Annotated in this window: 10 protein-coding genes; 4 read left to right on the top strand and 6 right to left on the bottom strand. The window is 64.8% G+C overall.

Annotated elements, in window-relative coordinates; genetic code table 11:
• The first annotated feature begins 134 nt into the window (after positions 1 to 134).
• Positions 135 to 1061, top strand: coding sequence for an alpha/beta hydrolase (locus H6X51_RS11070; protein ID WP_185267585.1), 927 nt, complete (start codon positions 135 to 137; stop codon positions 1059 to 1061).
• A 173-nt stretch (positions 1062 to 1234) separates the two neighbouring features.
• Here the strand turns inward: H6X51_RS11070 and H6X51_RS11065 are convergent, their stop codons facing one another.
• The 4 genes from H6X51_RS11065 to H6X51_RS11050 form a co-directional block, all read right to left on the bottom strand.
• The gene (locus H6X51_RS11065) at positions 1235 to 2989 is read right to left on the bottom strand and encodes a S8/S53 family peptidase (RefSeq protein WP_185267624.1); all 1755 of its coding nucleotides are present in this window, start codon (positions 2987 to 2989) and stop codon (positions 1235 to 1237) included.
• 142 nt (positions 2990 to 3131) lie between these two features.
• Positions 3132 to 3455 carry a DUF3325 domain-containing protein gene (locus H6X51_RS11060; protein WP_185267584.1) on the bottom strand — a complete coding sequence of 108 codons (324 nt, stop codon included), beginning with the start codon at positions 3453 to 3455 and terminating at the stop codon, positions 3132 to 3134.
• A complete protein-coding gene (locus tag H6X51_RS11055; RefSeq protein WP_185267583.1) occupies positions 3452 to 5068 on the bottom strand; it encodes a PepSY-associated TM helix domain-containing protein in 1617 nt (538 codons plus the stop codon). The genes H6X51_RS11060 and H6X51_RS11055 overlap by 4 nt, the downstream gene beginning before the upstream one ends.
• Positions 5065 to 5379, bottom strand: coding sequence for a hypothetical protein (locus H6X51_RS11050; protein WP_185267582.1), 315 nt, complete (start codon positions 5377 to 5379; stop codon positions 5065 to 5067). Before H6X51_RS11050 ends, H6X51_RS11055 begins: the two co-directional genes overlap by 4 nt.
• Positions 5380 to 5553: 174 nt before the next feature.
• Here H6X51_RS11050 and H6X51_RS11045 point away from each other — a divergent pair, with 174 nt between their 5' ends.
• Positions 5554 to 6249: a response regulator transcription factor gene (locus H6X51_RS11045; protein ID WP_185267581.1), complete on the top strand. Its 696-nt coding sequence runs from the start codon at positions 5554 to 5556 to the stop codon at positions 6247 to 6249.
• Here H6X51_RS11045 and H6X51_RS11040 read toward each other — a convergent pair.
• Complete coding sequence (locus H6X51_RS11040) at positions 6239 to 8230, bottom strand: TonB-dependent receptor domain-containing protein (protein WP_185267580.1); 1992 nt, start codon at positions 8228 to 8230, stop codon at positions 6239 to 6241. The two genes, H6X51_RS11045 and H6X51_RS11040, sit on opposite strands and share 11 nt — an antisense overlap.
• 66 nt (positions 8231 to 8296) lie before the next feature.
• On the opposite strand from H6X51_RS11040, the gene H6X51_RS11035 reads away from it, so the two are divergent.
• Positions 8297 to 9667 carry a sensor histidine kinase gene (locus H6X51_RS11035; protein WP_185267579.1) on the top strand — a complete coding sequence of 457 codons (1371 nt, stop codon included), beginning with the start codon at positions 8297 to 8299 and terminating at the stop codon, positions 9665 to 9667.
• Positions 9668 to 9775: 108 nt separating this feature from the next.
• Positions 9776 to 10708, top strand: a complete 933-nt coding sequence (locus tag H6X51_RS11030) for an alpha/beta hydrolase family protein (RefSeq protein ID WP_185267578.1) — start codon at positions 9776 to 9778, stop codon at positions 10706 to 10708.
• Positions 10709 to 10755: 47 nt separating this feature from the next.
• On the opposite strand, the gene H6X51_RS11025 is transcribed toward H6X51_RS11030, so the two are convergent.
• On the bottom strand, positions 10756 to 12234 hold the full coding sequence (locus H6X51_RS11025; RefSeq protein ID WP_185267577.1) for a carbon starvation CstA family protein: 1479 nt from the start codon (positions 12232 to 12234) through the stop codon (positions 10756 to 10758).
• Positions 12235 to 12346: the final 112 nt, after the last annotated feature.

Genomic DNA, 12346 nt, shown 5'->3' with positions numbered 1-12346 from the left:
CGAAGGCGAAGGATCCACAGATTACACCGAGTCAGCCGGCACCATGGATCCTTCGCCTTCGCGAAGGATGACGGCCCCCGGGGAAGAATGACGGAGTCAAGAGAACAACACTGCAACTGAACCAGGAGACCACCATGCCTTTTCTTCGTCTGCTCACCATGGCATTGCTGCTGGGTCTGAGCCTGCTGTCGCTGCAGGCGGCGGCCCGGCCCGACTTCGGGCAGAAGCTCGGCCCGACCCTGGCCGACAGCGGGTCCGAGTACTACCGCTTCGAACGGTTCGAGCTGGACTCGGCCGATGGCCAGCGCCGCTATCGTGTGCATCTGGCCATTCCCCGGCGCGCTGCGCCACCCGCCGGTTATCCGGTGCTCTACCTGCTGGATGGTAACGCCGCGCTGGGTGCCCTGCGTGAGGAGTGGCTGGCCGAGCTGGATCAACGCGGCCCGGCGCTGCTGGTGATGATCGGCTATGCCACCGACCGGCGGCTGGATGTCGACTCGCGGGTATATGACTACACACCGGCGCTGCAGCCGGGGCAGCCGCTGCTGGAGGATGAGGTCAGGCGGCGTCCGGCCGGCGGCGCGGCACCGTTTCTCGAACTGATCGAGACACGTATCAAGCCGCGGGTGGCGCAGCGGCATGCGGTCGATCCCCAGCGCCAGGCGTTGTGGGGGCACTCCTATGGCGGCGCTTTCGTGCTCAATACCCTGTTCACCCAGCCGCAGGCATTCCAGCGTTATATCGCCGCCAGCCCGTCGCTGTGGTGGAAGTCCGGCCTGTTGCTGCGTACCGAGCAAAACCTGCCGGCCTCGGCCCGGGCGCAATTGCTGATCCTGCGCGGCAGCGACGAAGCCGGCCCGCGCGCCGTTGAGCAGCCGGGCGAGCGGCGTCGTGCCATGGCCGTGGTGCCCGCCGATGCGGCGTCGCAGATGGCGGCCCGGCTGGCTTCGCATCCGGGCCTGCACGTCGAATACCGCGAACTGGACGGCCTGGGCCATGGCCCGATGCTGGAGGCCTCCATTCTGCCGGCGTTGCGCTGGGCTACCGAGCCGGCGCATTAACTGCAGGGTATAGCGCAGGGGCGCTCCCGCCCCTCCGAGGTTGTCGAGCGCCTCGGGCCGCGATCGGGCTCGACGACGGGTTGGCACGGGCTCTGCCTTTGCAGGCGTAGCATCCGAACGCGGACCGGAGGACCGGAGGGCTACACTCCGGCACACCCGCTACTCCTCCCATTTCAACGCACGCTGTCCAGGCTCTGCACCGCCAGTTCCAGCGCCCGGTACATATCCAGCCGGGCCGAATGGCCGACGTCGGGGTGATTGAGGTCGTTGCCCCGTTCCGAGGGCAGGATGGGTGCGGTCAGGTCGTCTGCTTCCATGGGCTCGAAGTCGTTCTCCTCACCTATGGTCATGGCGCTGCGGCGCAGCAGCATGCGCAGTTGCTCCGGTTGCAGTTCGGGGTTGATGGACAGCATCGCCGCCAGCAGTCCGGCGACCAGCGGAGTGGCATAGGAGGTACCGCAATGCACGGCGCCGGTGGCGTTGGCTGCCTTCATCGAACCGCGGACGCAGGCGGTGGCGGTGATATCGACGCGCATATCGACATTGGAGGCCTTGCGCCGGGTGGCATAGCCGGGGTCATCCACATCGACCTGCTTGTCGCTGCGCTGGTGACCTCCGACCACGAACAACTGTTCGGTGATGAACGAGGAGGGCAGGCGATACTCGTCGCGCCCGGAGAACGACGAGCCATTGCCGGCCGAGTTCACCACCACCACCTCCGGGTGCTCCCGGCGCAGCCATAGGAAGAACTCCTCCAGCAGCTCCTCATAACCACTCATGGCGATCCCGGAGCGCACCAGCGAGTCGACCTCATCGCCTTCGACATCGGTGGCTCCGGTGCGGTGGATGCCCCAGCTCCAGTTCAGCACCCTGGCGCCATCCTCGACCAGGTTGACCGAGGCGGCGACATTGGCGGTGATGCCTGCATCAGAGCCGCGGTCGACGATCACATCGAAGCCCGGCCCGACCTTGTCCAGCGCGCGCAAAAAGCCGCTGTTGCCGCCATTGTCCCAGGCGGCGGCGAGAATGCCGGCGACGGTGGTGCCGTGCCCGCTGGCCCTGGCCGCATCCCGGGCATAGACACAGACCCGGCCCGGGTCACTGCGGCAGTCACCGCCATAGTCGGCGAAGTCCGGGCTGTCGAAGTCCACATCCCGCTCGATCACGCCGATACGTACTGGCCGGGCTTCAATATCCTGCTGTTTCTGCAGACGGCGCTGGTAGAAATTCACCGCATCCAGAAACCGGTTGGCCGCCCATTCCTGACTTTCCTGCGCTGGTGGGTTCTCGGTATCGCGTTCGATGGCCTGCTCGGCGCCGGACTCCTCGATCACCACCGCATCCACGCTGACCTCGGCGCCCAGGCGCAGCACAGTGGCGTCGCGCTGGTCCAGGTTGCGGGCGGGCAGGCGCAACTGGTAGGTGTTGAGCGGCGGTATCGCCCCCACCACCTCGGCATCGTATTTCTCGGCCAACTGCCGGGCCTGCTCGGCACCATCATGGCTTTCTTCGATGATCAGGCTGACCAGGTCGACATAGGTATCGAGGCCATCCCGGTTCCTGGTCACCGCCTGCTTGTCTGCGGCCAGTACATGGCTGCTACCCAGGCTCAACCACACGGCATTGCTGGCCTGCCCCTGCTGCTCCAGCCACAGGGGGCCGCTGTCGGCCTGGGCAGCGTCGATGCGCAGGCGCAACTGATCCTGCTCCTGGCTGAGCTGCCCGGTGTCGAGTGTCTGGCCATTGAGCCGAAGCTGCCACTGGCCCGGTTGCAGGCCGGTGGTCCGCAGGCAGAAAGTCGGTTGCTGGCGCTCCAGCAGGTCGCCGCAGCGCTGCAGCTGGGTGATGCGTAACGGTTCGGCTGCGCTGGCGACGCTGGCGCCGGCCAGCGCCAGCAGCATTGCCAGACGGCAAGCCAGCACGTACATCCTCTTCATCACTACCTCTGACGGTCATCTGCGGCAGCCCGGTACGCTGCCGCCTGGGCCCACTGAGTATGACCCGCAAATCGGTCATTGTTTCAGTGAGAAAGGCCCTGCGGCGGTCTGCGTCGAGGCAGATGGCGGATCGTCATGTTGCGAGGAGGGGGAGCGCCAACAGGGGCGCCAGCAGGCTCAGTGGCACCACCAGACCTGGCCGGTAGGTCAACAGCAACCCCTGCAGCAGCGCGCCAATCGTCAGCGCTGAAGCCCACAATGCCAGCCCCACCGAGGGCCCGAGCGCGTGGATTGCCGGCACGATCGCCAACCCCAGTAACCCCCAGCCGAGCAGGCGCAGCGTGCGTTGCTGCCAGGGGTGGGGCTTGCGCTTGAATACCTGCTCGAAATGCCGCGGCATACCCAGGCACAGGCTGCCGAAGGCGCTGATGCACAGCGCCAGACTCAGGCTGATCATGCCGATACCTCCTCTGCACTGGCCAATGCCTTGCGCGGTGGCCGCTGTGGGCTGCGGGTGGCGGCGGGCTGATGACAGCCCAGTTTGTAGGCGGCCCAGGCCAGCAACGCGGCGCTGGCCAGCAGGGTCAGGTCCATGCTCGCCAGCAACCAGTTGCCGCTGGCCAGGCTGGCGGGCAGGCCGCTGTGCGGCAGCGCCAGGCTGAACAGCGGCAGGCCGGCAAACAGCACGGCGCCGGCGACCAATTGCTCCTGCCAGGCGCGTTTGTGCGAGCGCAGCAGCGGATGCAGCAGGCACAATAGCCAGATAATCAGGAAGCTGCGGATTTCCCAGTCGCTGCGCTGGGCCAGACCGGCCGGCAGCAGGCGATTGGCCCAGAAGTAGGCGGCGATGGCCAGCGGCAGGCCGGCGACGGTACCGACATTGAGTACCTCGACCAGCCGGTGGCCGAAGGGCGTGCGGCCGAGCTTGCGCCGCTCGGGCAGGCGCTTGACCACCCATAGCACCAGGCCGGTGGCGATCATCGCCGTGCCCAGCAGGCCGCTGATGAAGAACAGCCAGCGCAGCGGCGGTCCGGCGAAGCGGATCAGGTGCAGGCTGCTGAACACGTTGTACACCGCATTGGTGACCGAGGTCGGCGGCGTGGCTGGCATTGCCAGGGGCGCGCCGGTGACGCCGTCGAAGCGCATCTGCTGGCCGCGGCCGCGTTCGATCAGGCTGTCGCCACCATGCTCACGCAATTCGATCTGTGCCCGCTGGGTGTTCGGGTTACTGACCTGGATGCTGGCCGCGCCGCGTGGCCATTGCTGCTGCGCCTGGGCCAGCAGCGGTGCGATGGCGGTCAGCTCCGCCGCCACTGGCACCCCGGCCGACCGTTCAGCCCCGCGCTCGGGTGCGCCCCGGCGATTGCCGGCTTCGCTGAAATACGCCTGCATGTCACCCTGGTAGGCACTGCTCACGCCCCAGGGCATGAGCATGTACATGAACAGCAGCAGGCCGCTGTAGGTGATCATGAAGTGGAAGGGCAGCGCCAGCACGGCGGTGGCGTTGTGCGCATCCAGCCAGGACCGCTGGCCCTTGCGCGGACGGAAGGTGAAGAAATCCTTGAAGATCTTCTTGTGGGTGACCACGCCGCTGACGATGGCGACCAGCATGACCATGGTGGCGATGGCGACGATCCAGCGCGCGGTGACCCGGGGCATGCCATAGAGTTCGAAGTGGAAGCGATAGAGAAAACCGCCCCCGCGGGTCTCGCGCACTTCCAGCGGCTCGCCCGTTGCGGCATTCAGGGTCAGGCGCTGGCCGCCACCGCGACCGACGCGCTCACCCTGGGCGAACCATTGCACGTCCAGGGCCGGATTACGCTCGGTAGGCAGGCTGATGCTCCACTGCGCTGCATCGGGTGCCAGTTGCTGCAGTCGCTCGATGGCGCGCTCGGCACTGCTGCCATCGGCCACCGATCCGTGCAATTCGGGCTTCATCCAGAAGCTGATTTCCTGATGAAAGAAGCTCAGCGTGCCGGTGAGGAATACCGCATACAACAGCCAGCCGAGCAGCAGGCCGGTCCAGGTATGCAGCCAGGCATTGGTCTGGCGAAAGCCGAGCTGTTTCATGACAGGGCTCCCTTGAACAGCAGATGGATGGCCGGTACCGCGCAGAGCCCGGCGGTGACCAGCCAGGCGCGGCGGGCACTGGCGGCGGCAAAGGCCCAGATGATCACTGCGCAATACAGGGCAAAGGACAGCTGGGTAGCGGCCAGCACCGCCTGCGGCCGTGGCAGCGGCAGGGCAAGGGCCAGGCTGGCGGTACTCAGCGCGGCGAACAGATAGCCCCCGCCGATGGCGAGCAGGCTGCGCGACAGTATGACCAGCCGGTAACGCGCGGTCGCCGACAGGTCAGTGAAAAAGCGGTACGACATGAGCATGGTGGGCATCACTCAATGGGCCGGGCTGGCGGCGAAACGGGCAGCAGTTGGGAAAAAGCGGCTTACTATACAAATAAGAATACTAATCATAAGCATTTTGTTACATTCTTTACACATGACTATCCCCTTTCCAACTGACCGGAGCCTGACAAGGCTCCCTGCCGCGTGAAATGCATGAAACTGCTTGTCGTTGAAGATCATCCGGCGCTGCGTGATCTGCTGTTGAAACACCTGCAGCGCAGTGGCTTTGTGGTGGATGTGGCCGAGCATGGACAGCAGGCCCTGGCGATGCTGCGGCTGTGCCGCTACGACGCCATGCTGCTCGATCTCGGCCTGCCGGACATGGATGGCCTGTCGCTGCTGGCGGCGCGTGACTCGACCCGCAACGGCGACCTGCCCTGCATCATCCTCACCGCCTACGATTCGCTGGAGCGCCGGGTTGCCGGCCTGGATGCCGGGGCCGACGACTACCTGCTCAAACCCTTCGCCATGCCGGAGCTGGAGGCGCGCCTGCGTGCGGTGTTGCGTCGCGCCGGGCCGCGCAACGAGAGCTGCCTGCAGCTGGGCAACCTGTCGTTCTTCCGCGACAGCCGCGACGTGCTGGTCGGCACGCGGCCGATGCTGCTGTCCAAGCGCGAGCTGGCACTGCTCGAGGAGCTGCTGCGCAACGCGCCGCGGGTGGTGGTCAAGGATCATCTGGAGGATCGCCTGTATTCGTTGAGCGAGGCGGTGACGCCGAATGCTATCGAAGCGCTGGTCTCGCGGCTGCGGCGCAAGCTGGTGGCAGCTGGCGCCGACAGCGGCATCGAGACCCTGCGCGGGCTGGGTTACCGGCTGGCGCCGGCCCCGGCCCAGGCACTCAGAAATTGAACGCCACACCGACGTTCAGCCGGCGCCCATCCAGGGTCTTGCCGTAATCCTCGGCGGTGACCTCCTTGTCGAACAGGTTGTACAGCCCGGCATAGACGTCGAAGCTGTCGCTGAGCCGGTACAGCCCACCGACATCCACCAGGGTGTAGGAGGGGATGCGGCTGTCGCTGTCTTCCACGGTCTTGCTCTTGTAGCGGGCTTTGGCCCAGAGCCCCAGTGCATCGGTGGCGGCCCAGTCCAGGCCGACATTGAACATGTGCCTGGGCAGGTTGTTGAACGGCTGGCCGACGCTTTCCGGCGAGTCCTTGGAGTCGGTGACCTCGCTGTCCGAATAGGTGTAGTTGGTCTTCAGCTGTACCGGGCCCAGTGGCACGTTGAAGAACAGCTCCACGCCGCGCAGCTCAGCCGAGTCATGGTTGATGTACTGATTGATGTATTCGCGGGTGACACCATTAACGTCGCACACCGGATCGGATCCGTCGCGGGTATCGCAGATGATGCGTTTGCCGATCTGGTCCTCGAACTCGGTGTAGTAGACGGTGACACCGGAGTTGATACCGTTGGCGGCATCCCACATCAGCCCGGCTTCATAGTTGATGCTGCTCTCGGGCTTGAGGTCGGCGTTGCCCATGTCGAAGGCGCGGCTGCGCGCGGCATTCTCGACGATATTGGGGTCGGACTGCTTCAGCGTCGGCGACTTGTAGCCACCGCTCACGCCGCCCTTGACCACCCACTCGTCGGTCAGCCGGTACACCGCATACAGGCGCGGGATCAGTTCTTCGCCGTAATGTTCGTTCTCGTCATAGCGCAGCCCGCCGGTGATCGACAGGTCATCGGTGACATGGAACTCGTCCTCGATGAACAGCGCGCGTTGCCAGCGCTCCAGTTCCAGATTGTCGGCGCGGCCGTAGAAGCGGCTGGCGTCATGGTCGGTGGTCTCCCACTTGTATTCACCGCCGAGGGTCAGGGTCTGGTTGCTCAGCGGCAGCACGGTCTTGGTATTGACCAGGGTGCTGCTGTACTGCGACTCGACGCTGCCGTTCTCGATCTCGACCTCTTCGTTGATGACGAAGCTGCGGGTCTCGAAGTCGTTGCCCCAGTCCAGCTTGTGGGTCAGCCCGTAGTGGGTGCGGATATTGTTCATCTCGCCCGGCGCGCCGGATTTGGCAGTACGCTCGTTGTCGTGCTCGGCGCGGCCGGCCTCCAGCTCGATGCTGTTGGCCTCATTGAGCACCAGGTTGAGCTTGGCGGTACCGTCGATGCGCTCCTTGTCGGTATAGCCGCCCTGGATCCTGTCCTCGTCGCGCTGGTACTGGGAACCGAACAGCGTCAGCCCCAGGCGCTCGGCAACCAGCGGGCCGCTGAGGTAGAAGTTGGTCTGCTGCGAGCCGCCGGCATCGCTGTCCTCATGAAACAGCCGGTCATGGCTGAGGCGCCCGCTCCACTGGTCACCGACTTCCTTGGTGATGATGTTGATCACCCCGGCCAGCGCGCTGGAGCCATACAGGGAGGACATCGGCCCGCGAATCACTTCGATGCGCTCGATGGCGGACAGTGGCGGTAGCCAGCCGACCTGGGTGGCTGAACCAAAGCCGTTGTAATAGGCCTCGGTGGAGGCACCCAGCGGCTTGCCGTTGATCAGGAACAGGGTATAGGACTCGCCCAACCCGCGAATGTTGATGCTGGTGCTTTCCAGCTTGCCGCCGGCACCACCCTCGATGGACACCCCGGGAATGTCCTGCAGTGCATCGGTGACGTCGCGGTAATACTTGCCTTCCAGGTCTTCCTTGCCGATCACCGTGATGGAAGCCGGTGCGTCGATCAGTTGCTGCTCATAGCCGGCGGCGGTCACCACCATATTGCTGAGCTGGACGGTCTCGGTTGTGCCCGGTTCGGCACCCTGTGCCGGCGCCGCGGCAATCGCCAGAGCAAGGGCGGCGGGCGGAAATATCTTGTAGCTGTGGTTGGTTTGTGCTGGCATGCGCAGGTCATTCCCTGTAAGAAGTAATACAAATGATAGGTATTCTCACTTTGGTCGGCGGCGAATATGCCATCATCAGCTGACACCAACCTGACGAGGGTGGCGATTGCCCTGCCTGGACGCAGCCTGCGCAGCCGCACCCTGATCGCCCTGTCGCTGGTATTCGTGCTGGGCTTCGGGGTCTCCGCCATGCACATCTATGGCACCCGGGATGAGTTGCGCCGTGCGGTATTGCTGATCCAGGCCGGGGCGGTCAGCGAGGGCTTCACCAGCGATCAGCCACTGGATGTGCTGCCGCGCCAGCATGCCGGCGGCGAGATGGAATACACCCTGTATGCGGCGGACGGAGAGCTGCTCGGCTATGCCGACTACATGGAACGGCCGCGCCGCCTGCGTACCAAGCTGCTGTCGCGTGAGTCATCCTGGTGGCGCTGGAGCGCCTACGGCGGCGAGAGTATCAATGCGCCGGTAAGATTGCCGGACGGGGCGATCCTGATGGTCTCGCGCAATGACCAGGCCGAGCGCGCCATGCTCGACGAACTGCTGCTCGATCGCCTGCGCCACAGCCTGGTGCTGATGCTGCCGCTGGGGCTGCTGTGCATCCTGCTGATCCTGCTGCTGCTCAACTGGACCCTGCGCCCGGTACGCCGGGCGGCGCGCCTGGCGCAGGGCATCGGCCCGGACACACCAGCACGGCGCATACCGCTGCAGGGCCTGCCCGGCGAGTTCCACCCGCTGGCCGCCGCGGCCAATTGCGCGCTGGATCGCCTGGCGCACGCCTACCAGGCCGAGCGCCGCTTCATCGCCGATGCTGCGCATGAATTGCGCACGCCGCTGACGGTACTCGACCTGCGGCTGCAGGACGCGCGCCGCAGTGGCGAGCTGGACTGGCCGACCCTGGAAACCGAGATGCGCCAGATGCGTCGGCTGGTCGGCCAGCTGCTGGAGCTGGCGCGCCAGGAGGGTGCAGCCGAGCGCGGTGGCCCGCCGCAGCAGACCAACCTGTCGCGCCTGAGCCGGGAAGTCGCGGCCTCGCTGCTACCGCTGTTCGAAGCGCAGGGGCGGGCCATCGAGGTCCGTATCGAAGATGGACTGCTGTGCCGGGGCAATGCCGATGAGCTGCGCGAAGTCCTGGTCAACCTGCTGGACAATGCCCTGGAACATGGCGCCGGCAGCGTCCAGCTCAGCCTGTATCGCCGCGCCGATGGTATTGCCCTGGAAGTGGCCGACCAGGGGCCGGGTGTGCCGGCGGCGGAACAGGAGGCGATGTTCCAGCGCTTTCGCAAGGGGCGCCAGGGTAGCGCCGGTACCGGTCTCGGGCTGGCCATCGTGCGTCGTATCGTGGAGAACGCCGGTGGCCAGGCCGGCTTCGTCAGCGGGCGAACCAACGCGCTATGGGTCGTGTTCAAGGAAGCAGGCCCGGCTCCTGCGGTTTGACTGCGCGGCAGGGATACTCTAGCTTAGTGGAATCAAACGGTCGTTTGATCTCCGCTCCGCAGGTAGATCGAATGCGCCGATAACAACAGCAGACAATGGGACCAGGCCATGAGTAGCGCTTCCAGCATCGCCCAGGCGGATATCCGCTGCGAGAAGATCAGCATCGAGGCCCGTGACGGCTACCGCTTGGGCGCTACGCGCTTCCAGGCCCAGGGGCAGGCCAGGGGCAACCTGCTGGTCGCCGGCGGCACTGGCGTGCCGCAGCGCTTCTACCGCCGGTTCGCCGAGTACGCCGCCCAGCGGGGCTTCAATGTGCTGACCATCGATTATCGCGGCACCGGTGAATCGCGCCCCGCCTCGCTGAAAGGATTCGAGATGGACTACCTGGACTGGCCGCAGAAGGATCTGCCGGCCGCGGTGGACCTGCTCAGCCAGGACGACTTGCCGCTGTACTGGGTCGGTCATTCCTTCGGCGGCCACGCCATCGGCATGCTGCCCAACCATGACCGGCTCACCGCCTGCTACACCTTTGGCACCGGTGCCGGCTGGGCCGGCTGGATGCCCCGGGGCGAAGCGCTGAAGATCCGCCTGTTCTGGAACCTCATCATGCCGGCCATCGTCGCCTGGAAAGGCTACATGGCCTGGAGCCTGCTGGGTATGGGCGATGACCTGCCTCGCGGTGTCTATCGCGACTGGAAGCGCTGGTGCCGGTTCCCCCACTATTATTTCGATGACCCGGACATGCCCGAGGTGCATGAGCGCTACGCCGCCGTACGCACTCCCTGCGCCTTCGTCACCTCCCGCGACGACCCCTGGGCGCCGCCCCGGTCGCGGGATGCCTTCGCCAAGGGCTATCGCAACGCGCCGCAGACCGTTTACGACATCGAGCCGGCGGCGGGCCAGCCGGCGATCGGGCATATGGGTTATTTCCGCAGCGAGGCACAACCCTTCTGGGATGAGGCGCTGGACTGGTTGTTGAGGCAGGGGCAGGTGGCTCAGGGCGCGAAGAGGCGGGTGTTGGCGGAGCCTGACTCTGGCTGAGTGGCTCCGCGCACCTGGCTATTTGTACCTGTGGGTTACGCCTGCTTTCATGCGCCCGGCCCTGCATAGGCACTGGAGCCGCGCTTATTGTGTTGAATCACCAGGCCGATAAAGCAGGCTGCGGCGATCAGGATACCGATCGGCTTGCTGTATTCCATCGGCAGGTTGAGGCCGATACCGGCGGTGGCGATATAGGAAACGGTAATGGCGGTGCCGATCACGGCCGGGATACTGACGATCCAGTGGAAGGTGCCCCTGTCCAGCAGGTACTTGGTGGCCAGCCACAACACGCTGGTCGACAGCAGCATGTTGGAGAAGGCGAAGTAGCGCCAGATCAACGAGAAGTCCAGCAGCGTCATCAGATAGGCCACGCCCAGCAAGGGGGCGGCCAGCGCCAGTCGGCGCATGGCCGATTGGGGAATGTTGAACGCATCGGTAATGGTCAGGCGCAATGAGCGGAACGCCGTATCACCGGAGGTGATCGGGAAGATGGCCACCGCCAGGATGGCCATGACACCACCGAAGACACCCAGATAGCCGGTGGCGATATGATTCACCACCAGGCCCGGACCACCCTGGTCCAGCATGGCCTTCAGCTCGGGATAGCCACCGGGGAACGCCGCGATACCTGCGGTCGCCCAGACACAGGCGACGATGCCTTCACACATCATCGCGCCATAGAATACTGGCCGTGCGTATTTCTCGTTGGTCAGGCAGCGGGCGATCATGGGTGACTGGGTAGAGTGGAAGCCGCTGATGGCACCACAGGTGATGGTCAGGAACAACAATGGCCAGATCGGCAGGCCATCGGGGTTGGGGGCCAGGAAGTCGTGCTCATGGTGGCCGTGGAAGTAATCGAAGATATCGCCCACCTGCGGCAGGTGGGGCGCCTCGAACAGCAGCGCCAGCGCCACCAGGGTGGTCATCACTATCATCAGCAGGCCAAACAGCGGGTACAGCTTGGTGATGATCTTGTCGATGGGCAGCAGGGTGGCGAAGAAGTAGTAGGCGAGGATCACCAGCACCCAGAAGGTATTGCCCGCCAGGAAGGTGCCTTCGAAATAGGACAGGTTACTCAGCAGGCCGGCCGGGCTCATGATGAAAACCACACCCACGAAGAACAGCAGCATGCAGGTGAAGACCAGCATGAAGCCCTTGAAGATCACGTTGTAGTAGTGACCGGCAATCTCGGGCAGGCTCTTGCCATCCTCCTTCAGACTCATGACCCCGGAGAAGTAGTCATGCACCGCGCCGCCGACCACGTTGCCGATGACGATCCAGACCAGCGCGATCGGGCCGTACAGGGCACCGAGGATAGGGCCGAAAATGGGGCCGATGCCTGCGATGTTCAGGAACTGGATCAGGAATGCCCGCGCCGGGCTGATGGCAACGTAGTCCACGCCATCGTGCAGACGCTGCTGGGGCGTCATCGCTGCAGGATCGATGCCCGCTTGTTTTTCGACGAAGGGGCTGTAGAACTTGTAGCCGAGAATGAGTATGGCAAGGCTGGCAAAGAAAATGAGCATTTATTGACCTCGTTGTATGTGGGGTGACGCTCTGTCAGTCGCTCTACTGCAGGACTCCTCAGGCTAACACGGGACGTGCCCATCAGATATTAGCCCATGGTCGCAGAGTTCG

It is taken from the genome of Halopseudomonas xiamenensis, from assembly GCF_014219065.1.
In the GTDB taxonomy this organism is placed as follows: Bacteria; Pseudomonadota; Gammaproteobacteria; order Pseudomonadales; family Pseudomonadaceae; genus Halopseudomonas; species Halopseudomonas xiamenensis.
Note: the sequence above shows the minus strand (reverse complement) of the source record. Positions and strands in the feature narration are given on the sequence as shown.